General features: G+C 65.5%; 19 protein-coding genes and 1 tRNA gene. 16 read left to right on the forward strand and 4 right to left on the reverse strand.

Annotated features, from left to right (window positions below):
* The first annotated feature begins 202 nt into the window (after positions 1–202).
* A complete protein-coding gene (locus tag Q7V45_RS27045; protein ID WP_370692591.1) occupies positions 203–382 on the forward strand; it encodes a lasso RiPP family leader peptide-containing protein in 180 nt (59 codons plus the stop codon).
* A gap of 335 nt (positions 383–717) precedes the next feature.
* On the opposite strand, the gene Q7V45_RS11145 is transcribed toward Q7V45_RS27045, so the two are convergent.
* A tRNA-Val gene (locus tag Q7V45_RS11145) sits at positions 718–792 on the reverse strand.
* Between the two features lie 35 nt (positions 793–827).
* Positions 828–1,532 (reverse strand): HAD-IA family hydrolase, encoded by a 705-nt coding sequence (locus Q7V45_RS11150; protein ID WP_304851630.1) that lies wholly within the window; start codon positions 1,530–1,532, stop codon positions 828–830.
* Between the two features lie 150 nt (positions 1,533–1,682).
* Between Q7V45_RS11150 and Q7V45_RS11155 the strand changes: the two genes are divergently transcribed.
* From Q7V45_RS11155 to glmS, 3 genes are read left to right on the forward strand one after another with little or no spacing between them, the layout of a single operon-like run.
* Complete coding sequence (locus Q7V45_RS11155; protein ID WP_304851633.1) at positions 1,683–2,348, forward strand: methyltransferase domain-containing protein; 666 nt, start codon at positions 1,683–1,685, stop codon at positions 2,346–2,348.
* On the forward strand, positions 2,345–3,718 hold the full coding sequence (glmU, locus tag Q7V45_RS11160; RefSeq protein ID WP_304851636.1) for a bifunctional UDP-N-acetylglucosamine diphosphorylase/glucosamine-1-phosphate N-acetyltransferase GlmU: 1,374 nt from the start codon (positions 2,345–2,347) through the stop codon (positions 3,716–3,718). Before Q7V45_RS11155 ends, glmU begins: the two co-directional genes overlap by 4 nt.
* 25 nt (positions 3,719–3,743) lie before the next feature.
* Positions 3,744–5,567: a glutamine--fructose-6-phosphate transaminase (isomerizing) gene (gene glmS, locus Q7V45_RS11165; RefSeq protein WP_304851639.1), complete on the forward strand. Its 1,824-nt coding sequence runs from the start codon at positions 3,744–3,746 to the stop codon at positions 5,565–5,567.
* Between the two features lie 66 nt (positions 5,568–5,633).
* Here the strand turns inward: glmS and Q7V45_RS11170 are convergent, their stop codons facing one another.
* Complete coding sequence (locus Q7V45_RS11170; protein WP_304851643.1) at positions 5,634–6,722, reverse strand: hypothetical protein; 1,089 nt, start codon at positions 6,720–6,722, stop codon at positions 5,634–5,636.
* A gap of 260 nt (positions 6,723–6,982) precedes the next feature.
* On the opposite strand from Q7V45_RS11170, the gene Q7V45_RS11175 reads away from it, so the two are divergent.
* The 5 genes from Q7V45_RS11175 to Q7V45_RS11195 all read left to right on the forward strand — a co-directional run bounded on the left by Q7V45_RS11175 (position 6,983) and on the right by Q7V45_RS11195 (position 11,727).
* Complete coding sequence (locus tag Q7V45_RS11175; protein WP_304851645.1) at positions 6,983–7,771, forward strand: ABC transporter ATP-binding protein; 789 nt, start codon at positions 6,983–6,985, stop codon at positions 7,769–7,771.
* Positions 7,771–8,484 carry an ABC transporter ATP-binding protein gene (locus Q7V45_RS11180; RefSeq protein WP_304851648.1) on the forward strand — a complete coding sequence of 238 codons (714 nt, stop codon included), beginning with the start codon at positions 7,771–7,773 and terminating at the stop codon, positions 8,482–8,484. The genes Q7V45_RS11175 and Q7V45_RS11180 overlap by 1 nt, the downstream gene beginning before the upstream one ends.
* 10 nt (positions 8,485–8,494) lie before the next feature.
* Positions 8,495–9,400, forward strand: a complete 906-nt coding sequence (locus Q7V45_RS11185; RefSeq protein ID WP_304851650.1) for a branched-chain amino acid ABC transporter permease — start codon at positions 8,495–8,497, stop codon at positions 9,398–9,400.
* Between the two features lie 2 nt (positions 9,401–9,402).
* Positions 9,403–10,410, forward strand: coding sequence for a branched-chain amino acid ABC transporter permease (locus Q7V45_RS11190; RefSeq protein WP_304851653.1), 1,008 nt, complete (start codon positions 9,403–9,405; stop codon positions 10,408–10,410).
* A 99-nt stretch (positions 10,411–10,509) separates the two neighbouring features.
* On the forward strand, positions 10,510–11,727 hold the full coding sequence (locus tag Q7V45_RS11195) for an ABC transporter substrate-binding protein (RefSeq protein ID WP_304851657.1): 1,218 nt from the start codon (positions 10,510–10,512) through the stop codon (positions 11,725–11,727).
* A 75-nt stretch (positions 11,728–11,802) separates the two neighbouring features.
* Here the strand turns inward: Q7V45_RS11195 and Q7V45_RS11200 are convergent, their stop codons facing one another.
* Positions 11,803–12,291, reverse strand: a complete 489-nt coding sequence (locus Q7V45_RS11200; protein ID WP_304851660.1) for an EF-hand domain-containing protein — start codon at positions 12,289–12,291, stop codon at positions 11,803–11,805.
* Positions 12,292–12,428: 137 nt separating this feature from the next.
* Here Q7V45_RS11200 and gor point away from each other — a divergent pair, with 137 nt between their 5' ends.
* From gor to Q7V45_RS11235, 7 genes are all read left to right on the forward strand, one after another.
* Positions 12,429–13,823 (forward strand): glutathione-disulfide reductase, encoded by a 1,395-nt coding sequence (gor, locus tag Q7V45_RS11205; RefSeq protein ID WP_304851663.1) that lies wholly within the window; start codon positions 12,429–12,431, stop codon positions 13,821–13,823.
* A gap of 95 nt (positions 13,824–13,918) precedes the next feature.
* Positions 13,919–15,367, forward strand: a complete 1,449-nt coding sequence (locus Q7V45_RS11210; protein WP_304851666.1) for a class II 3-deoxy-7-phosphoheptulonate synthase — start codon at positions 13,919–13,921, stop codon at positions 15,365–15,367.
* A gap of 42 nt (positions 15,368–15,409) precedes the next feature.
* Positions 15,410–16,558: a hypothetical protein gene (locus Q7V45_RS11215; protein WP_304851668.1), complete on the forward strand. Its 1,149-nt coding sequence runs from the start codon at positions 15,410–15,412 to the stop codon at positions 16,556–16,558.
* A gap of 30 nt (positions 16,559–16,588) precedes the next feature.
* The gene (locus tag Q7V45_RS11220) at positions 16,589–17,218 is read left to right on the forward strand and encodes a glutathione S-transferase family protein (RefSeq protein ID WP_304851670.1); all 630 of its coding nucleotides are present in this window, start codon (positions 16,589–16,591) and stop codon (positions 17,216–17,218) included.
* Between the two features lie 95 nt (positions 17,219–17,313).
* Positions 17,314–17,832 carry a sigma-70 family RNA polymerase sigma factor gene (locus Q7V45_RS11225; protein WP_304851672.1) on the forward strand — a complete coding sequence of 173 codons (519 nt, stop codon included), beginning with the start codon at positions 17,314–17,316 and terminating at the stop codon, positions 17,830–17,832.
* A 97-nt stretch (positions 17,833–17,929) separates the two neighbouring features.
* Entirely contained in the window at positions 17,930–18,901 is a 972-nt protein-coding gene (locus Q7V45_RS11230; protein ID WP_304851675.1) for a FecR domain-containing protein, read from the forward strand.
* A gap of 124 nt (positions 18,902–19,025) precedes the next feature.
* Positions 19,026–21,497, forward strand: a complete 2,472-nt coding sequence (locus tag Q7V45_RS11235; RefSeq protein WP_304851678.1) for a TonB-dependent receptor — start codon at positions 19,026–19,028, stop codon at positions 21,495–21,497.
* The last annotated feature ends 5 nt before the right edge of the window (positions 21,498–21,502 follow it).

Raw genomic sequence — 21,502 nt, forward strand, 5'->3', positions numbered from 1 at the left:
AGAGCTTGCAGGAAGTCGGCCTTATCGACGTCGTTGGTTGACCATTTTGGAAGGCCATCTTGTGCGAGTGCCACTAACGAATAATACCGCATTAATGCTGCAATGTCTTGTCGCTGCCAGAACGTCATGCTAGTTTTTGCAGTGGGATGGGGATGTGGCGGCCCGTTTTCGTTCTTTCGTTGCGGGCAGAAGGGGCCGATTCATGGATGCGCAGCACAATGGCGATGAGGACGATGGCGTTCTTAAATCGCTCTCGAAAAAGCCTTACGCGCCGCCGGTGCTCTTGGTTTTGGGCTCCTTCAATGAACTGACGTTGACCGTTGGAAATCGGGGGAACAACGATGGTGGCAGACAGCACGGCAGAAGGAGCACGCGCGCCTAGGGCGCCTGTCATTGTCGACCGTCTCGACGATTGTGCGCCTACCTTGCCTCCGTCCCATTGAACGACCAAAGGTGAGAATCGGGAAGCTGCAGGCCGATTTGGATTTCCGGTTGCCGCTGTTTTGCAAGTGCATGCCGGCCTTGGTCAGACCTTCGACCGGCAGGTTGAGTTCGTCAGTGTCAACGTCGGGAAACTCTTCAGGCTTGGCGAGTATCGCGGGGTCCGCCCGCCGCTTGTCGAGAGCGGGGCAAGAGCGGTGAGCGCCATCTCGTTCAGGGTGCCGAAGCGAAGAAAAAGGCTCCGAAGCAAAAGTGCCTCGGAGCCTTATTGATCCGTGGTGGGCGCTGTAGGGATTGAACCTACGACCCCACCCGTGTGAAGGGTGTGCTCTCCCGCTGAGCTAAGCGCCCGGAAGGGGCGCGTATAAGACAGGCGGACTGAGTCGTCAACGGGCCGATGCGAGGCGGGCCAGCGCCTCGGGCAGGGCGTCGAATCGGTCGATCACGGCATCGGCGCCGAGCTCACTCGCGGGCCTGGCGGTGTAGCCCCAGCTCACCAGCACGGCGGGGATACCGGCGCCGCGGGCGGCCTCGGCGTCATGCGTGGAATCGCCGATCATCACGGCGCGCTTGGGGTCGCCGCCCATGCGCTCCAGCAGCATCAGGATGTGGCGCGGATCGGGCTTGCGCACCGGGAAGCTGTCGGCACCGGCCACGTCGCTGATCGGCGGCATCAGCTTCAGGTGCTCGAGGATCATGCGCGAGGGTTTCTCGAACTTGTTGGTGCAGACGCCCTGTTTCAGGCCGAGGCCTGCGAAGGTGTTGACCACGTCGGCGACGCCGGCGAAGGCGGTGGTATGGCTGATCGGGTCGGCCTCGTAGTAGCGCACGAACTCGCGCGTCACCGAGGTCAGGGTCTCGTCGTCGAGCGATCGGCCATGCTTGGCGAAGGCCTTGCCCATGGTGACCTTGCTGCCCTGGCCCATGAAGATCCGGACATCGTCCTCGGTGACGGGCGGCAGGCCATGGTCGGCCAGGACGTTGCTGACGGCCAGCTGCATGTCCTTGGCGCTGTCGATCAGGGTGCCGTCGAGATCGTACAGGACGGTCTCGAAACGGGCGGTGATGAGTTTCTCGGCATCTGTCTGCATGCCGCTTTCTCTAGCATGCGGCGGCGCCTGGCTCATCAGCGCCGTCCGGCAGGGTGAGGGGCCTTGCCAGCCCAGCCGCGGGGCGCCTATCTGGTTTTCACTCAAGAGGTCAGGCGGGCCGGTTCGGCACTGATCTGACGGAATAGGGCGATGATACGACCTTCTGCGAACCTGGACTCGAGCAGTTACGAATTCGCGTACGACAGCCTTCGCGCTCTTGCGGCAGAGCTTCCGTCGAAGGTCGTGTTCGACATCGGTGCCGGCGACGAGCGCATGCGCCGCGTCGAGGAACTGGGCTTCGAGTGGCACGGCTTCGATCTCAAGCCGCGCAAGGAAGCGACGCCCTGGGACCTCAACGATCCCTGTCCCAGCAATCTCACCCCCGGCGCCGTGATGCTGCTCGATGTCATCGAGCATTGCCTCAATCCGGGGGTGGCGCTGCGAAACATCGCAGCAGTGCTGCCCGCCGGCGCCCGGATCGTGGTGACGGTGCCCAATCCCGGCTGGAGCCGCAGCCGTATCGACGTGCTGCTGAAAGGCGTTCCGTCCTGCTTCACGCAATCGGATCTCGACGACAACCACCACGTCTTCACGCCGTGGCCGCACATCCTGGAAAAGATGCTGCGCGACGTCGGGCTCGTCGTGGAGAAGTACGTGACGCTCGACGGCAGGACCCGGGTGTTCAGGCGCCCCTTGTCGATCACCTATCCGATCCGCTGCCTGGCGTCGCTGGCCACCGTCGCGATCGAGGCGGCCGACCCGTCGTCCTGCGGCATGAGCTTCGGCTTCGTTGCACGGAAGATCGCGCCCGCATGAAGTCGCCCATTGCCGTGGTCGTCCTGGCAGCCGGTGCCGGAACGCGCATGAAGTCGGCCCTGCCGAAGGTGCTGCATCGCCTGGCCAATCGCCCCATGCTGGCCCATGTGCTGGCCCATGCCGAGGCGCTGAAGCCGAGCCGCATCGTGGGGGTGATCGCGCCCGGCGCCACCGAGGTGGCTCAGGCTTTCGCGCCGCATCCGACGGTGGTCCAAAAGAACCCGCTGGGAACGGGGCATGCCGCCAGGGCGGCCCTGCCGGCTCTTTCGGGGCACGACGGGCCGGTCCTGGTCGTGTTCGGCGATGCGCCGCTGGTAACGACGGCCAGCCTTCGCAGGCTGGTTGCCGCCTGCCGCAGGGCCGGGGCCGCCGTTGGCGTGCTGGGCTTCGTTGCCCGCGATCCCGCGCCGTACGGGCGGCTCATCGTACAGGACGGCGAACTGGTGAAGATCGTCGAGAGCAGGGACGCCGACGCGGCCGAGCGGACGGTCGCCTTCTCCAACTCCGGCGTGATGTGCATCGACGGGCGGCTGATCGCGTCGCTGCTCGGCGCCATCCGCAACGACAATGCGAAGCGCGAGTTCTACCTCACCGATGCCGTGCGTCTGGCGCGTGAAGCCGGTCACAGGGCGATCGCGGTGGCGGGCGAGGAGGCGGAGTTCCAGGGCATCAATTCGCGGGCCGAGCTGGCGGCGGCCGAACAGGCCCTGCAGCAGCGGTTGCGCACCGCCGCGATGGCGGGTGGCGTTACCATGACCGATCCCGGCACGGTCTGGCTGTCGGCCGACACGAAATTCGGAACCGACGTCACGATCGGCCCCAACGTGCGCTTCGGGCCGGGGGTGACCGTCGGGTCGGACACCGTCATCAACGCCTTCTGCGACATTGAGGGCGTGCGTATCGGCAGGGGCGTGCTGGTCGGGCCGTTCGCCCGGATTCGTCCGGGTTCGGAGGTCGCCGACGGCGTCCATATCGGCAATTTCGTGGAGCTCAAGGCCACGCGGATGGCGAAGGGCGCCAAGGCCAACCACCTGGCCTATCTGGGCGATTCGGATATCGGGGCGGGCAGCAACATCGGCGCCGGCACGATCGCCGTGAATTACGACGGCTACGGCAAGCACCGGACGGTCATCGGTGCCGATGTGTTCATCGGCTCCAACAGCTCGCTGGTGGCGCCGCTCACGGTCGGCAGGGGCGCCAACGTGACCGCGGGGAGCGTGGTGACGGAGGACGTTCCCGCCAACGCGCTGGCCTTCGGCCGCGCCCGTCAGGTCACGAAGAAGGGGCGCGCGGCGGCGCTTCGTGCGAAACTGAAGGACCGCGCCGCAGCCCTCAAGAAGGCTGCCGCGGAACGGTCCGGCAAGAAGTAACCCCCTCCGATCGAGACAGAACACCATGTGCGGCATCATCGGCATCATCGGTAAAGCGCCTGTCACGCCTCTGCTGGTCGACGCGCTGAAGCGACTCGAGTATCGCGGCTACGATTCGGCGGGCATCGCCACCCTGGTGAACGGCCATATCGACCGGCGCCGGGCCGAGGGCAAGCTGGTGAACCTCGAGGCGCGGCTGGCCGCCGAGCCGCTCGTCGGCACGATCGGCATCGGCCACACGCGCTGGGCCACGCACGGCAAGCCCTCGGAGCGCAATGCCCATCCGATCGCGACCGACCGGGTCGCGGTCGTTCACAACGGCATCATCGAGAACTTCCAGGAGCTGAAGGAGGAGATGGAGGCCGAGGGCCGCCGCTTCGACAGCGACACGGACACCGAGGTGGTGGCCCAGCTCATCACCTCCTATCTCGAGCGGCAGATGTCGCCCGAGCAGGCGATGGGAACGGCGATGGAGCGCCTGCGTGGCGCCTTTGCGCTCGCCGTGCTGTTCAGCGGCCGTCACGACCTGCTGATGGGCGCGCGTCGCGGCAGCTCGCTGGCGGTCGGCTACGGCGACGGCGAGATGTATATCGGCACCGACGCGCTGGCGCTGTCCCCGTTCACCAAGCGCGTCAGCTACCTCGAGGATGAGGACTGGGTCGTCGTGCGCGGCGACGGCTGCACCGTCTACCAGGGCACCACCGAGGTGAAGCGCGAGATCCGCCAGACCGGACTGAGCGGCGCCATGATGGGCAAGGGCAATCACCGCCACTTCATGCTCAAGGAAATCCACGAGCAGCCGGCGGTGATCGGCGACACGCTGCAGAGCTACCTCGATCCCGCGACCCGGACGGTCGCCCTGCCGGCACTGCCGTTCGACTGGAACAAGGTGAGCCGGATTACGCTGACCGGCTGTGGCGGCGCCTTCTACGTCTGCATGGTCGCCAAGTACTGGTTCGAGCAGATCGCGCGCCTGCCCGTCGAGGTCGAGCTGGGCTCCGAGTTCCGCTACCGCGCGCCGCCGCTGCCCGAAGGCGGCGTGTGCATCGCGGTGTCCCAGTCGGGTGAGACGGCCGACACGCTGGCGGCGGTGCGCTACGCCAAGGCGGAGAAGCAGATCGTGCTCTCGGTCGTGAACGTGCCGGAGAGCGCGATCGCCCGCGAATCGCATGTCGTGCTGCACACCTTGGCCGGCCCCGAGATCAGCGTCTGCTCGACCAAGGCCACGACCACGCAGCAGACCGTCCTGCTGGCCACGGCGATCGCCGCCGGCCGCGCCCGCGGCACGCTGTCGGCGGCCGACGAGGCGCGCTACGTGGGTGCGCTCATCGAGCTGCCGGCACTGATCAACGAGGCGCTGAACATGGAGGCGCAGTACCGGCTGATTGCCGACACCGTGCTCGCCGAGGCGCGCGACGTGCTGTATCTCGGCCGCGGCACGTCCTTTCCGGTCGCGCTCGAGGGTGCGCTGAAGCTGAAGGAGATCTCCTACATCCACGCCGAGGGCTATGCGGCCGGCGAGATGAAGCACGGCCCGATCGCACTGATCGACGAGCTGGTGCCGGTCGTGGTCGTAGCGCCCAACGATTCGCTGTTCGACAAGACGGCGTCGAACTTCGAGCAGGTCAAGGCGCGCGGCGGCAAGCTGGTGCTGCTGAGCGACGCCATCGGCGTCGCGCGCCTGGGGCCGCACGCGGTAGCGACGCTCACCCTGCCGGCGGTCGATCCCGTCGTGGCGCCGATCCTCTACACGATCCCGGTGCAGCTGCTGGCCTATTACACGGCTGTCGCCAAGGGCACCGACGTCGATCAGCCGCGCAATCTGGCCAAGAGCGTCACCGTCGAATAGTGCTGACGAGCAGGCACGAAAAAGCCGCGGGCCTTGCGGTCCCGCGGCTTTTGATCTCGAGGAAGCCTAGCGCGTGCCCTGCGGCAAACCCGGCGGCGGTCCCGAGGGCTGCGGCGCTGGGGCGGGCTGGCCACCACGCGGCTGGGGCTGGGCCGGCCGCGGCTGCGCCGGCTGCTGGGCCGGCATCATCGTCTGCACGATGGCGCGGATCTTGGCGGCTTCCACCTCCTGCGCCTTCTTGAACTCTTCCTCGCTGATGAAGCGATCCTTGTTGAGATCCATCTCGCCGAACAGCTTCAGCGCATAGGCCGTCAGTTCGACGCGGTCGATCTGGCCGTCCTTGTTGGTGTCGATCTCCGCGAACTTGCGCATGGCAATCTGCTTGCGCATGTCGAACGGCAAAAGGTTCTTGGCCTGCGGCCCATCCGCGGGGCCAGCGAGGACGACGTACTCCGCGCCGCTGATCTTCGTGTCCTTGTTCTTGTCGAGTTCGTCGCCCTGGCGCAGCTGCATGTCCATGAACTCGTTCAGGGCCATCATGCCCTGCCGGCGACGGGCCTCGGCCTGCTGCCGCTCGGCCGCCTCGCGCTGCATCGCGCGCTGGATGATCAGGCGAACCTCGGGCTCCGTGACCTTGTTGTCGCGGTCGGTGTCGTAGTTGTTGAACTCCGCATGGACCAGCGCCTCGGCCTCGGCGCGCTCGACGAAGCCGTCGCGATTGGTGTCGAGGTTCTGGAACTCGGCGCGGGCGCGACTGCGGCGCTCCTCGAGCGGCGGCAGGCCGGGCGCATCGGCCGGCGTCACCGGCGGTTCGACGACCTTGATGAATTCCTCGACCGACAGCTTGTTGTCCTTGTTGGTGTCGAGGGACTCGAAGGACTTCATGCGGTATTTCAGGAAATCCGCGCGGGTGACCTCGCCCTTCTTGTCGACGTCGATGTCGATGAACCACTGCGGCAACGGAATCGCGGCACCGGGAGCGGGGACCGCGGCCGTGGCGGGCGGCGTTGCGGGGGTCGCCGGTGCCGGCGGGGCGGCCTGGGCCGGCGGCTTGTTCTGGGGCCAAGCCTGGGTCGGAGGAGTCTGGGCCGCCGCCGGAAGGGCGAGGCAGGCTGCAGCAGTCAGGAAGAGGGTCGGGCGGAACATGCGATTCATTGCGGTGAGCCCGCTTTTGGAAGGGGAGATTTCGTATCGGTTGCAAAGAGCGGCATGTCAATGTCCGCCAACCAAAGCCAGCCTGCGGCGCAATCGCGCCGAAAGCATGGCATTCTTCCATTTGAGTTGCACGCTCGCGCGGGATGGGCCATCGTAATTGGAACGCAGACTCCGAAGAAGGGTCGCAAGTACTTGGGAGGACAGGGTAATTTCGCTATGTCGGCGTGTGTAATGCGCCGGCGGGCGAAACCGGCATTCACATGGCAGAACCAACTTCATCCCGCGGCTCGCCGCTGCTCAGCGTGCGCGACGTGTCCGTCCGGTTCGGCGGTATCGTCGCCCTCGATGGCGTAACCTTCGACGTCTTTTCCGGCCAGATCGCCGGGTTGATCGGCCCCAACGGCGCCGGCAAGACGACCCTGTTCAATTGCCTCAGCCGTCTCTACACGCCCAACAGCGGCGACGTTCAGTTCGAGGGGCGGACCATCCTCGACCGGCCGCGGCATGCCATTCCCAAGATCGGGATCGGCCGCACGTTCCAGAACGTGGCCCTGTTCGACAACATGTCGGTCCTCGACAACGTCAAGGTCGGCTGCCACAGCGTCAGCTCGACCAGTTTCTTCGAGAACGCCCTGCGGTTGCCCAAGGTGAAGGGCGAGGAGGAGGCGATCACCCGGCGCGCCGAGGAGCTGATCGCCTTCATGGACCTGGCGCCCTTTACCCACGCCCAGGCCGGCCCGCTGCCGTTCCCGATCCGCAAGAGGGTCGAGCTTGCCCGCGCCCTGGCCTCGAGCCCCAAGCTGCTGCTGCTCGACGAGCCGGCGGCCGGGCTGAACCACGATGAGATCGAAGTGCTGAAGGGCCAGATCAAGCGCGTCCGCGACCTGCAGCGCGTCACCGTGCTGCTCGTCGAGCATCATATGAGCCTCGTCATGTCGGTGTCGGACAAGGTGGTCGCGATCGATTTCGGCAGGAAGATCGCCGACGGCACGCCGGCTGAAGTACAGCGCGATCCGGAAGTGATCCGCGCCTACCTGGGGACTGCGTAATGGCCGCACTTCTGGAGGTCAGCGGCTTGAAGGCTTTCTATGGCCAGACCCAGTCGCTTTACGACGTCGGCTTTGAAATCCCCCTGGGCGGAATCACGACACTGCTGGGTGCCAACGGCGCCGGCAAGACGACGACGCTGCGGGCGATCTGCAACATGGTCCGAACCGACGGCACGATCCGCTTCGACGGCAAGAACATCCGCGGCATGGCGACGGAAGAGATCGTCCGCCAGCGCATCGCCCACGTTCCCGAGGGGCGCGGCACCTTCACCACGCTCACCGTCGACGAGAACCTTCGCATCGCGGCCTATACCCGCAAGGACAAGCAGGGGGTGAGGGACGAGCTGGAGCGGGTCTTCGTCTACTTCCCGCGGCTCAAGGAACGCATCCAGCAGCAGGCCGGCACCCTGTCGGGCGGCGAGCAGCAGATGCTGGCGATTGCCCGGGCGCTGATGCTGAAGCCGCGGCTGATGCTGCTCGACGAGCCTTCGTTCGGCCTGGCGCCACTGATCGTGCTGGAGATCTTCCGCATCCTGCGGCGCATCAACGAGGAGGAGAAGGTGAGCATCCTGCTGGTCGAGCAGAACGCCGCCCTGGCGCTCGACCTGGCCACGCACGCCTATGTGCTCGAAACCGGCAAGGTCGTGATGTCGGGTCCCTCGGACGTCGTGAAGAACGACGAGAACGTCCGCAAATCCTACCTCGGCTACTGAGGCGATCCCCATGGAACAGTTACTTCAGCAATTCGCCTCGGGCCTCGCCAACGGCGCCATCTATGCCTGTGTGGCCCTCGCGCTGGTCATGATCTACGTGTCGACCGACCACATCAATTTCGCCCAAGGCGAGATGGCGATGTTCAGCGCCTACATTTCCTGGCAGCTCATGGACTGGGGGATGAGCTTCTGGATCGCCTTCGTCCTCACCGTGCTGATCTCCTTCGCCATGGGCGTGCTGATCGAACGGCTCATCCTGAGACCGCTGCACAACGCGCCGGTCCTGTCGATCATCGTGGTGTTCATCGGTCTTCTGGCGATCTTCAATTCGATGGCCGGCGCCTTCTGGAGCTACCTGATCAAGGAATTTCCTTCGCCGTTCCCCAAGGCCGACTTCGGCATTGCCGGCGTGATCGGCCCCCATCAGCTGGGCGTGGTCCTGGTAACGCTGATCGTTCTGGGGCTCCTGTTCGTGTTCTTCCGCTACACGCCGCTCGGCCTCGCCATGCGGGCGGCAGCGCAGAACCCGCAGATGGCGCGGCTGGTCGGCGTCCGTGTCGACTGGATGCTGGCGCTGGGCTGGGGGCTGGCGGCGTCGGTGGGGGCAGTGGCGGGCATCATGGTGGCCCACATCGTCTATCTCGAGCCCAACATGATGGGCGGCATCCTGCTCTACGCCTTCGCGAGCGCGCTGGTCGGGGGCATCTCCAATCCAGCGGGCGCGGTGGCCGGTGGCTTCATTGTCGGAATCCTCGAGAACATGGTGGCCTATGCCGGCAACCAGATCGAGAAGGCGACCGGCGTCTACATCATCGGCAACGGCGAGAAGCTCACGGTGGCGCTTATCATCGTCATCTTCGTCCTGACGGTCAGACCCGCCGGCCTGTTCGGCCGCGTCGTCGTGAAGAGGGTGTGACCATGGCCGCCTCGTCGAAGAAGTGGGTTCTGGGCGTCATCGCGATCGCGGTGCTGCTGCCGCTGCTGCAGCCGGTCTTTCCGGATGTCGTCTCGAACTACCGGCTGTTCCTGGTCAGTACGATGATCATCGCTGCGATCGCAGTGCTCGGGCTGAACCTGCTCACCGGGTTCAACGGCCAGTTCTCGCTGGGCCACGGCGCCTTCTACGCGGTCGGCGCCTACACCGCCGCCATCCTGATGGACAAGCTGAACGTGCCCTATTGGGCGACGATTCCGGCGGCGGCCATCGTGTGCTTCATCGTCGGCTACCTGTTCGGCCTGCCGGCGCTCAAGCTCGAGGGGCACTATCTCGCACTCGCGACCTTCGCGCTGGCGCTCGCGGTGCCCCAGATCCTGAAATACAAGTGGCTCGAGGGCCTAACCGGCGGCGTTCAGGGCATCGTGCTGATGAAGCCGGAAGTGCCGTTCGGGCTGCCGCTGAACGAGGATCAGTGGCTCTATTATTTCTGTCTCCTGGTCATGATCGTGCTGTTCTGGGGCGCGGCGAACATGCTGAACAGCCGCAGCGGCCGGGCCATGATGGCGATCCGCGACCAGTATATGGCCGCCGACACGATGGGCATCGACACGGCGCTCTACAAGACCGTGACCTTCGGCATCAGCGCGGCCTACACCGGCATCGCCGGCGCGCTGTCGGCCTCGGCCATCGCCTTCGTGGCGCCCGACAGCTTCGGCATCTTCCTGTCGATCAAGTTCCTGATCGGCCTCGTCGTTGGCGGCATCGGCTCGCTTCTCGGCTCGGTACTCGGCGGCATCTTCTACGTGCTGGTCGACAACTCCGCGCAGTCACTGACCCAGTTCATCCGCAACGACCTCGGCCTGCCGTTCGACCTGTCGGCCTACACGGTCTTCGGCGTGCTGCTGATCGCCATCATCTACCTGATGCCGATGGGCATCGCCGGCGGGCTCTACATGGCCTACCGCAAACTGCGGGGTGCACGGGCGTAACCCGGGCCCTTTGTCCGAAAGTCGCCGGAAGGCGGCCTTCTTTCTGGCCGGAATCGCGACGAAGCTCCGGCAGGCGTTAACTACCTGGGAGGAAAAGAAATGCGTACAAGCAGGCGTGGTTTCGTAGCGGGTGCCTCGGCCTTCGCGGTTCTGGGCACGAAGTCGGCCTTCGCGCAGAAGAAGTACGACGACGGCGCGACCGACAAGGAAATCAAGATCGGCCATACCGGCCCCTACAGCGGCCCGGCGTCGTCCTACGGCCAGATCGGCAAGACGATCGAGGCGTTCTTCAAGTCGGTGAACGAGGCAGGCGGCGTCAACGGCCGCAAGATCAACTTCATCACGCGCGACGACGGCTATTCGCCGCCGAAGATGGTTGAGCTGGTGCGCCAGCTCGTCGAGCAGGACAAGGTCCTCTGCCTGTTCAACACGCTCGGCACGCCGACCAACACGGCGATCCATCGCTACATGAACCAGAAGAAGGTGCCGCAGCTCTACGTCGCCACCGGCGCGTCGAAGTGGGGCAAGCCCAAGGAGTTCCCGTGGACGATGGGCTTCCAGCCCGACTACCACACCGAAGGCGTCGTCTACGCCAAGCACATCCTGGCCAACGTCAAGGATGCCAAGATCGGCGTGCTGATGCAGAACGACGACTACGGCAAGGACTACTACGAAGGCTTCCGCGACGGCCTCGGCAAGGAGACCGGCAAGATCGTCAAGCACGTGACCTTCGAGGTCACCGATCCGACGGTCGACAGTCAGGTGATCCAGCTCAAGGATTCCGGCGCCAACGTGTTCTTCAACATCGCGACGCCCAAGGCCGCCGCCCAGGCGATCCGCAAGGCCGCCGATATCGGCTGGAAGCCGGCGCAGTACCTCAACAACGTGTCCGCCTCGGTGGGCTCGGTGATGAGGCCGGCCGGTCTCGAGAACAGCCAGGGCATCATCACGGCGCAGTACCTCAAGGACCCCACGGACAAGCAGTGGGAGAGCACCGACGACTTCAAGGCCTGGGTCGCCTGGATGGACAAGTGGATGCCGGGCGCCAACAAGGCGGACGCCAACCACGTGTTCGGCTACGCGGTCTCCAACCTGATGCTCGAGACGCTCAAGAAGTGCGGCGACACGCTGACCCGCGAAAACGTCATGAAGCAGGCCGCCAACTACCAGAAGTACAAGCTGCCGCTGCTGCTGCCGGGCATCACGATCAGCACCAGCCCAACCGACTATTACCCGATCCAGTCGGTGCAGCTCGCGCGCTTCAAGGGCGAGACCTGGGATCTGTTCGGCGACGTCATGTCGGCCGAAGGTTCCTGAATATCCGATCGACGACTTAACGAAAGGCCGCCGGCATCTCCCGGCGGCCTTTTTTTGTCCGGAAGCCACAAGAAGCTAGCGTTCGGCGGGCCTGCGCTGCAGCGCCTGGCGGCACTCGGCCGTGTCGATGCGGCCGTTCTTGTCGAGGTCGCAGCGCGTGAAGTTGCGGTCGGCGCCGGCCATGAACTCTGTCAGGGTGACGAACCCGTCCTTGTCGGTGTCGAGAAGCAGGAAGTAGCTCGATTGCTGGCTGGCCTGTCGGTCCGTCGGGAGAACGCTGTTGCCGATGGCGGGCGTGCGGGCAAACAGCTCGTCCTTGCTGAGCTTGCCGTCGCCATTGGTATCGAGCCGCTTGAATCGCGTCTGCTGACCGGTCTTCCATTCCTCGATCGTGACCGCGCCATCCTTGTTGGCGTCATAGCGCATGACGCCACCGTCGATCCGCGCCGGTCGGGCCGAGGGAGCCGTAGGGGCCGGCTGGGGGGCGGCTGTGTCGCCGGGCGCGGCGAGGGCTGGGGCGGCCAGCATCAGGACGGCGGTCGCGAGCAGGGAAAGTCTCGACATTGTCTATCCTCAAGGTTGTATCAGGAGACGGCATTACACGCGCCATTTCCCTTACCGGCCCGTCTAGGCCCCGATATAGTCTGCCGGGCGACCGAATTGTGGCCGCGTTGAGGTTTTGTTCTCTCTGGGGATAACCCATGGCCTATGATTACGATCTGTTTGTCATCGGCGCCGGCTCGGGCGGCGTGCGCGCCTCGCGCATCGCGGCCACCCACGGGGCGCGCGTCGGCATCTGCGAGGACTACCGTGTCGGCGGTACCTGCGTGATTCGCGGCTGCGTGCCGAAGAAGCTCCTGATGTACGGCTCGAAGTTCGCGCACGAGTTCGAGGACGCGGCCGCCTACGGCTGGACCGTCGCTCCGCCGACGCATTCCTGGGCGACGCTGCGCGACAACGTGAACGGGGAAGTCGACCGGCTGAACGCGGTGTACCTGCGCCTGCTCGACGGGGCCGGCGTGAAGCTCCACATGGGCCGTGGCCGCCTGATGGACCGCCACACGATCCAGGTGGGCGAGGAGACGATCACCGCCGAGAAGATTCTGATCGCGACCGGCGGCCACCCGGTGGTCCCCGCGATCCCCGGCAGCGAACTGGCGATCACGTCGAGCGATGCCTTTCATCTTCCCGAGCTGCCCAGGCACATCACCATCGTCGGTGCGGGCTACATTGCCGTCGAATTCGCCGGCATCTTCCACGGACTCGGCGCCAAGGTCGACATCGTGCTGCGACGCGACCGTGTCCTGCGCGGCTTCGACGAGGAGTGCCGCACCTTCGTGCACGAGGCGTTGAAGGACAGCGGCATTCGAATGCGCACCGAGATGGAAATCGCCCGCATCGTCGCCAAGGGGGCCGACGGCAAGAGCGGTCCTTTCGAGGTCCATACGCCCATGGGCGGCATGTTCGAGACCGATTGCGTGATGTACGCGACCGGCCGCGCACCCAACACGTCCGGCATCGGACTGGAGAAGGCCGGCGTACAGCTCAACAAGGCGGGCGCCATCGCGGTCGACGAATGGTCCAAGACGACCGCCGACAATATCTGGGCGGTAGGCGATGTCACCGACCGCATCAACCTCACGCCGGTCGCCCTCATGGAAGGCCACTGCTTCGCCGACACCGAGTTCGGCAAGAAGCCGCGCAAGGCAGACCACCACGAGGTGCCGTCGGCGGTCTTCTGCCAGCCCGAGATGGCTAATGTCGGGCTGAGCGAAGAGCAGGCGAAGCTGCAGCTCGGCGAATTGCGCATCTACACGGCCGCATTCCGTCCAATGAAATACACGGTCTCCGGGCGCCATCAGCGCACGTTCATGAAGATGATCGTCGAGGCCTCGACCGACCGGGTGGTCGGCATCCACATGGTGGGGGACGACGCGGCCGAACTGATCCAGGGCCTCGCGGTGGCCATGAAGGCGGGGGCCACCAAGGCCCACTTCGACGCCACGGTGGGCATCCATCCCACCGCCGGCGAGGAGTTCGTCACCATGCGCACGGCACGGGCGGACACGACCCCGACCCGGGCAGCCGCGGAGTAGAACGGGACCGGCCTGCCGGCTGGTTTTTTATCCACAGCACGTATAGGTTCACCCACCCCGCCGGTCCCTTCGACCCGCGGGCCGAGGAGGAGTCGATGACCGCGATCCAGGGCCAATCCAGGGCCGATTCGCGGACCGCCGCTAAAGGGCAGTCCCGTACTTCGAGCGCCGCCGACTGGTCGCCGACCAGCTGGCGCAGCCGGCCGGCGCTGCAGATGCCGGTCTATCCGGATACTGGCGCACTGGCGAATGCCGAGGCGCGCCTGCGCCGCTATCCGCCGTTGGTCTTCGCCGGCGAGGCGCGCAAGCTCAAGAAGGCGCTGGCCAAGATCGCCAACGGCGAGGCCTTCCTGCTGCAGGGCGGCGACTGCGCCGAGAGCTTCGTCGATTTCACCGCCAACAATATCCGCGACACGTTCCGCGTGCTGCTGCAGATGGCCGTCGTGCTGACCTACGGTGCCGGTGTCCCGGTCGTGAAGGTCGGCCGCATGGCCGGCCAGTTCGCCAAGCCGCGCTCGTCCAACGTCGAGAAGGTCGGCGATGTCGAGCTGCCGTCCTACCGCGGCGACAACGTCAACGGCTTCGAGTTCACCGCCGCCGCGCGCCTGCCCGATCCGGAGCGCATGGTACAGGCCTACAACCAGTCGGCAGCGACGCTCAACCTGCTGCGCGCCTTCGCCCAGGGCGGTTATGCCGACCTGCACGAGGTCAACCGCTGGAACCTCGACTTCGTGCGCAGTTCGCCCGCCTCGGCGCGCTATGAAGACCTGGCGGCACGGCTCGACGAAACGCTGAATTTCATGGCGGCCTGCGGGCTGAGTTCGGCGACGACGCCGCAGATCGCCGAGACCGACTTCTTCACCAGTCACGAGGCGTTGCTGCTGCCCTACGAGGAGGCGCTGACCCGCGTCGATTCGACCTCGGGCGAGTGGTACGACTGCTCGGCGCACATGCTGTGGATCGGCGACCGCACGCGCCAGCCCGATGGCGCCCATGTCGAGTTCCTGCGGGGCGTCCGCAACCCGATCGGCTTCAAGGCTGGCCCGACCCTGCCGACCGACGACCTGCTGCGCCTGATCGACACGCTGAACCCGTCGAACGAGGCGGGCCGTATCGTGATCATCGCCCGCATGGGCGCAGACAAGGTGGGCGACAAGTTGCCGGCGCTGGTCCGCACCCTCAAGCGTGAAGGCCGCACGGTCGTGTGGTCGTGCGACCCGATGCACGGCAACACCGTCACCGCCTCGAATGGCCGCAAGACCCGCCACTTCGACGCGATCCTGCACGAGGTGAAGGAGTTCTTTGCCGTGCACCGCGCCGAGGGCACTCATCCCGGTGGCGTGCATTTCGAGATGACCGGCCAGGAAGTCACGGAGTGCATCGGCGGCTCGACCGAGATCACCGTCGACAATCTCAACGATCGCTACGAGACGCAGTGCGACCCGCGGCTCAATGCCAGCCAGGTGCTGGAACTCGCCTTCCTGCTCGCCGAGCAACTCAAGGCGGAGCGGCTGTCCGTCGCAAGGGCGCGCCCGGCCATCTGACCGAGGTCCGAGGCCTGACGAGCGAGAGCCCGGGGAGGGCCGATGACGCATCCTGAGAATGGCGAGATCGCGCGCTACACCGATCACTACTTCAATCGCTCGAAGCAGGTGATCGGCAAGTTCGGAGACTGCAAGGTCACCTATGCGATCTTCATGCGGCGCCCGGTGGTCTTCGCGCCGCGGCTTGCGCTCGAATGGCTGGAGGAGACCGGCCGCGCGCGCAACACCGCGGTCGAGCTCGACATGCGATATCGCGAAGGCAAGTGGGTCGGGGCGGGCGAGCCGATGATGTACATCACCGGCTCCTTCTTCCATCTGGTCGACCTTGAGACGATCTTCCTGCAGAAGCTGGGGCCCGCCTGCGTGGCCGCCTACAACGCCTGGACAATGTGCGCGGACATGCCCAAGTCGGCCTTCCTCGCCATGGATGCCCGCCATTGCGCGGGCCGGGAGATGGCGGAGATGATGGCCTATGCCGCTTCGGTCGGCTCGGCGCGGGCCAAGCGCAAGGTCGGCGCGGTCGGATTCATCGGCAACGCCACCCACGCCACGGCCCACTACTTCGGTCGCGAATACGGTCTGGGCACCATGCCGCATGCCCTGATCGGCTATGCCGGTTCGACCTTGCGCGCCGCCGAGATGTTCCACGAGACCTTTCCCGACGAAGGGATGACGGTGCTGGTCGACTATTTCGCGCGCGAAATTTCGGACTCTCTCGAAGTCTGTCGGCGCTTCCCCGAACTGGCGGCCCAGGGAAAACTGTCGCTGCGCCTCGACACGACCGGCGGCCGTTACCTCGAGGGCCTCGATCCCGCGTCCTCGTACGCCGTGCTGGAGCGCTTCTCCCCGGAATCGATCCGCGGCTACCGGAGCGAGGAGGAACTGCGCTACCTCGTCGGCACCGGCGTTTCGGCTGCGGCGATCTTCCACCTGCGGGCCGAACTCGATCGCAACGGCTTCGACAAGGTGAAGATCGTGGCGTCTTCCGGCTTCGGCCCTGCCAAGTGCCGCATCATGGCCGAGGCCAAGGCGCCGATCGACGTCGTGGGCTCGGGCTCGTTCCTGCCGTCCAACTGGTCGGAGACCTACGCCACCGCGGACATCGTCGAGTATGACGGCGAGAAGCGCGTGAAGATTGGGCGCGAGTTCCTGCACCGTAACCGGCCGGCCGACGCGCCCCGGCCGCTCTAGTTTTCCCGTTCCGGCAATCCGAGGATCAACATGCTCAAGCTCTATTTCGCGCCCGGCGCCTGCTCGACGGCTTCGCATATCGGGCTCGAGGAGAGCGGGGCGGCGTACGACTCGCAGGCGCTTTCCTTTGCCAAGAGCGAGCAGCGAACCCCGGAATACCTCAAGGTCAACCCGCGCGGCCGCGTGCCGGCGCTGGTCGTGGATGAGGGGACGATCGTCGAGAACACGGCGATCCTCGACTACATCGCCACGAAGTACGCGCCGCATCTGATGCCCAAGGACCCGGTCCAGCGCGCCCGTGCCCTTGCGCTGATGGCTTGGTTCTCGAACGCGGTGCATCCCAACTTCACCCACATCGGCCGGCCCGAGCGCTTCGCGACGGACGCCGCGGTGTTCGATCATCTCAAGGCAGTGGGTCGGGAGAATTTCCACGCCAATCTCAAGGAGATCGACGGTCTCCTGGCCGGCAAGACGTGGATGCTGGGCGATGATTTTTCGGTGGTCGACGGCTACGCTCTGGTCTTCTACGGCTGGGGCAAGCGCATCGGCCTGCCGGTGGCCGAGCTTGCGAACTACACGGCCTGGAAAGACCGCATGCTTGCGCGGCCGGCCGTGAAGCGCGTCCTCGAGCGGGAACAGAGCATTTTGCTCGCTGCCTGAGGCGGGCATCAGATTGAGCATCGCGGGTCGTGATGCTTGCCGCCATCCCAAGCGCTCCCTATAAGTGAATTGATAATAATTCGCATATAGAGGTGATGGAAGGCGTGAGTTCGGCAGACCCGACCCTAGCTCTGTATCTGAAACATCGGGGCTCGCTGGTGAACTATGCCAACGGCATCGTCAGGGACAGGGCCGGCGCGGAGGACGTCGTGCAGGAGGCCTATCTGCGGTTCAGTTCCGCCAGCAGCGACGAGCGGCTGATCTCCAATCCTGTCAGCTACCTCTACCGCATCGTTCGCAATCTCGCGCTCGACTGGGTGAACCGGACGTCCGAAACGGCTTCGACAGGGCAGGTATCGGCGCTCGAGCAGGTCGCCCAGGAGGGACCCACGGCCGAGGACGTGCTGCACTATCGCGACGAGCTTCGGGTACTGGCCGATGCGCTGGCCGAACTGCCGGAGCGGACGCGTATCGCCTTCACGATGTATCGCCTCGAGGGCTGCACGCTCCAGCAAGTGGGTGACCGGCTCGGCGTCTCCATCGTGCGTGCTCACCAACTCGTGAAAGACGCGATCCTCCATGCGGCGCGCCGTCTGGACAGCTTCAACGGCTGATCCCGTGGAAGTTTCCCGGTGGTGCCCTTAAAAGTCGATGTCGCTCGCCGTCTGTTGGTTGTGGTCGTCCAGAGGGGGCGAGGTAGAGTGCAGACGGGTGACTTCCGACGTGGACGATAGCGATTCCCTGCGCAGCGAAGCGGTGGATTGGCTGGTGCGGATCCAGGCCGCCCCGGCGGATGCCGCTGCCCGCGGGGGGCTGGACTCGTGGCTGGCGACCAGCGAAGCGCATCGTCGCGCCTATCGCAGCGTCGAGAGGGTCTGGAAGCTGACGGGCGAGTTGCCGTTGGTTACGTCTTCCTCTTCCGGAGAGCTCGTCGACCTGTCACGCGTTCGGCGAACACGGCACGCTTGGGGCCTCGCGGCTGCGGTCCTCGCGGCCTGTGTCGCGCTCTGGTTCTTCCCGAGCCTGAAGCTGCACTTCCAGGCCGATCATCTGACGGGCGTCGCCGAGCTGCGCGAATTGACGCTCGAGGATGGCAGCATCGTTCACTTGGACGCGGCCAGCGCCATAGCGGTGCGCTACGATAAGGGGCGTCGCGAAGTCGAGCTGTTGGCGGGCCAGGCGTTCTTCAAGGTCATATCTGCCCGCGACCGGCCGTTCGTCGTCACCGCCGGCAAGGTGGCGGTCACCGTCAAGGGCACTGCCTTCGATGTCGGGTCGTCCCGGGAGGGGGTGTCCGTTGCCGTCCAGTCGGGCACCGTCGAGGTCCTGATCTCCGGCAGCGAGCGAAACGTACTGTCCACCCTGACGCGAGGCGAGCGCATGGTGGTGGGCAGGCAAGGCGCCTTCGCCCGCTCCCAGGTCGCCCCCGGGGACGTCGCCTCGTGGCGCGAACACCGGCTCGTCGTCGACGGCGCCACCCTGGGCGAGGTCGTGGACGAGCTGGGCCGCCATCATCGCGGTGTCATCATGGTGAGCGACCGCAGTCTGGCGGACCGCCGCATCACCGGCGTGTTCGATCTCCGCCGGCCGCTCGAGGCGCTGCACACGGTGGCCCGGACCCAGCACGGTTCGGTCCTGGAGATTTCGCCGTACCTCACGATCGTCTCGTCCTCGAAGCCCTGAATATTTCTTCCGTCGACCCTTAAATCCGCACGCCTCCGCCCGTCCTCTGATTGCGAACGCAAATCGTTCGCGTCATATCAGCGTCTCTATGGTTCGTCTGCCTGGAGCAGCGGGGGAGTTCGTCGTGTTGCCAGACCGGTCCGGTAGTGTCGCGCATGCAGTAGTCATCGCCACAGTCGCCTTGGCGATCGGCGCTCCCACCGCCATCGCGCAGACGGGGGGTGGCGACGGCCAGTCACCGCTGGAGGCGCAGGCCGGCAGGACGACGACGTTCGACATTTCGGCGCAGCCGCTCTCGCAGGCCTTGATGGCCTTCGGCCGCCAGTCGGGCATGCAGATTGCCGTCGATTCCGCGGCCGTGTCGGGCAAGACCAGCGCCCCGGTCACGGGCTCGATGACGGCTGATCAAGCCCTGCGCCGGCTGCTGTCGGGATCGGGGCTCACCTACCAGTTCACCTCGGCCAACGCCGTGACCGTATCGAGTGCAGCAGTGCCGGCTCCGGCGGGCTTGCCGGGCTCAAGCGCGCTGGTGCTCGATCCGGTTCGCGTGCAGGCCGTTCCCACGACTCCGCCGCAGGGCGAGATCGGCAACCAGTCGCCGGCCTATGCCGGCGGACAGGTGGCGCGTGGCGGCAAGGTCGGCCTGCTCGGCAACCGCGACTACATGGACACGCCATTCAGCGAGACGACCTACACCAACCAGTACATCCAGAACCAGCAGGCGCGCACGCTGACCGACGTCCTCGCGGGCGATCCGACGCTGCGCTCGGGCATCCCCAATGGCAACGTGTTCGACGACCGCGTCATGATTCGCGGCATCACTGTGCTCAATCCCAATTTCGGCCTGGGTGGCCTCTACGGCATCGTGCCCAATCAGGCGGATATGACGGGCATCGAAAGGGTCGAGGTCTTCCGCGGTCCGACCGCCTTCCTGAACGGCGCGCTGCCCAGCGCCGTCGGCGGCACGATCAACCTCGTGCCCAAACGCGCGACCGACGCGCCGATCACGCAAGGCACCCTTCTTTACAATTCCGACTCTCAACTGGGTGGCTCGCTGGACGTCGGACGCCGCTTCGGCCCCGACAACGAGCTCGGTCTGCGGGCCGGGGGCACCTATTATTCGGGCGACACCGCCGTTAACAACCAGAACGCCGAACGGCTGGCACTCACTCTCGGCTTCGACTACCGCAGCGATCGCACGCGCATCGACGCGGATCTCGGTTACCTCAAGCGCGATGTGGGTGCCTTCCAGGGCGGCATCTTCCTGGCGGCCGGCGTCCAGCTTCCGCCAGCCCCCTATGCCCGCCAGAGTTCCTATCAGCCGTGGGAGCGGTTGCAGGGCAACGACGTCTATGGCGCGCTGCGCTTCGAACACGACATCGTCGAAGGCCTGACCGGCTTCATCAAGGCCGGTGCGCGGCGCAGCAATTATACGTCGGTCTACTTCAATCAGAACATCGTGAACTACAACGGCAACACGACAACCTCGTCGGGCGGCCAGTACATGTCCACGGTCGAGGCGCTGTCGCTCGAGGCGGGGCTGCGCGCCACTTTCCATACGGGTCCGGTCAAGCACGAGGCAGCGCTGGTCGGCGACTACCTGAAGACCCAGAACTTCACGTTCAACAATCCGATCGCTACCAAGGTCAATTCCAACATCTACAGTCCGACGTTCATTGCGCAACCGAACTTTTTTGGGTTCCGCACCCAGGGGCCGCCGCTCACCTCGGACTCCGTCTACGGCAGCATCGGCATCGTCGACGCGCTGTCGTTCAACGGCGACATGTTCCAGATCATCGGTGGTGCGCGCCTGCAGCGCCTGCAGACGGCAAACTACAGCACGGTGACCGGCCTGCCGACCAACGGCAACAATCAGAGCGTCGTGTCACCCTCGGGCTCCTTCGTCTTCAAGCCGGCGAAGGAAGTCATGGTGTACGGCAACTACATCCAGGCGCTGCAGCAGGGGCCGGTGGCGGGCGCAGGTCTCACCAATGCCGGCATGCAGTTCCCGCCCTTCGTCACCAATCAGTTCGAAGTCGGCGTGAAGGTCGACTTCGGTAACGTCGGCGCCACGGTAAGCGCCTTCCAGATCACCATGCCGAGTTCCTACACCGATCTCGCGACCAACACGCTCGTCACCAACGGACAACAACGCAACCAGGGCATCGAGTTCATTGCGTTCGGCGAGCCGGCGCCGGGTCTCCGGCTGCTCGGAGGTCTCACGCTTCTCAACGCGATCCAGGCCAATACCCAGGGCGGCCTGACCAACGGCAAGCAGGCGGTCGGAACGACACCTTTCCAGGCGTCGCTGGGGCTCGACTGGGACACGCCTTACGTCAAAGGCCTCGGCGTGATGGGACGCGCCGTCTACAACGGACAGGTCTATCTCAATGCCGCCAACACCCAGGCCGCGCCGCCGTGGACCCGGTTCGATGCCGGCCTGCGCTACACGTTCGATCGGACCGACGGCAAGCCGGTCACCCTGCGCGCGAACGTCATCAACGTGTTCGATGCCAATTACTGGATCGCGACGACCTCGTTCTTCTTCCAGAACCAGCCGCGCACCTTCCTGTTGTCGCTGACCGCTGATTTCTAGCGCCT

Source organism: Reyranella sp. (assembly GCF_030651995.1).
GTDB lineage: Bacteria > Pseudomonadota > Alphaproteobacteria > Reyranellales > Reyranellaceae > Reyranella.

Coding starts and splice junctions, on each gene's coding strand:
- Q7V45_RS27045 (WP_370692591.1), top strand. CDS start 203: ATGGATGCGCAGCACAATGGCGATGAGGACGATGGCGTTCTTAAATCG.
- Q7V45_RS11150 (WP_304851630.1), bottom strand. CDS start 1,532: ATGCAGACAGATGCCGAGAAACTCATCACCGCCCGTTTCGAGACCGTC.
- Q7V45_RS11155 (WP_304851633.1), top strand. CDS start 1,683: ATGATACGACCTTCTGCGAACCTGGACTCGAGCAGTTACGAATTCGCG.
- glmU (WP_304851636.1), top strand. CDS start 2,345: ATGAAGTCGCCCATTGCCGTGGTCGTCCTGGCAGCCGGTGCCGGAACG.
- glmS (WP_304851639.1), top strand. CDS start 3,744: ATGTGCGGCATCATCGGCATCATCGGTAAAGCGCCTGTCACGCCTCTG.
- Q7V45_RS11170 (WP_304851643.1), bottom strand. CDS start 6,722: ATGAATCGCATGTTCCGCCCGACCCTCTTCCTGACTGCTGCAGCCTGC.
- Q7V45_RS11175 (WP_304851645.1), top strand. CDS start 6,983: ATGGCAGAACCAACTTCATCCCGCGGCTCGCCGCTGCTCAGCGTGCGC.
- Q7V45_RS11180 (WP_304851648.1), top strand. CDS start 7,771: ATGGCCGCACTTCTGGAGGTCAGCGGCTTGAAGGCTTTCTATGGCCAG.
- Q7V45_RS11185 (WP_304851650.1), top strand. CDS start 8,495: ATGGAACAGTTACTTCAGCAATTCGCCTCGGGCCTCGCCAACGGCGCC.
- Q7V45_RS11190 (WP_304851653.1), top strand. CDS start 9,403: ATGGCCGCCTCGTCGAAGAAGTGGGTTCTGGGCGTCATCGCGATCGCG.
- Q7V45_RS11195 (WP_304851657.1), top strand. CDS start 10,510: ATGCGTACAAGCAGGCGTGGTTTCGTAGCGGGTGCCTCGGCCTTCGCG.
- Q7V45_RS11200 (WP_304851660.1), bottom strand. CDS start 12,291: ATGTCGAGACTTTCCCTGCTCGCGACCGCCGTCCTGATGCTGGCCGCC.
- gor (WP_304851663.1), top strand. CDS start 12,429: ATGGCCTATGATTACGATCTGTTTGTCATCGGCGCCGGCTCGGGCGGC.
- Q7V45_RS11210 (WP_304851666.1), top strand. CDS start 13,919: ATGACCGCGATCCAGGGCCAATCCAGGGCCGATTCGCGGACCGCCGCT.
- Q7V45_RS11215 (WP_304851668.1), top strand. CDS start 15,410: ATGACGCATCCTGAGAATGGCGAGATCGCGCGCTACACCGATCACTAC.
- Q7V45_RS11220 (WP_304851670.1), top strand. CDS start 16,589: ATGCTCAAGCTCTATTTCGCGCCCGGCGCCTGCTCGACGGCTTCGCAT.
- Q7V45_RS11225 (WP_304851672.1), top strand. CDS start 17,314: ATGGAAGGCGTGAGTTCGGCAGACCCGACCCTAGCTCTGTATCTGAAA.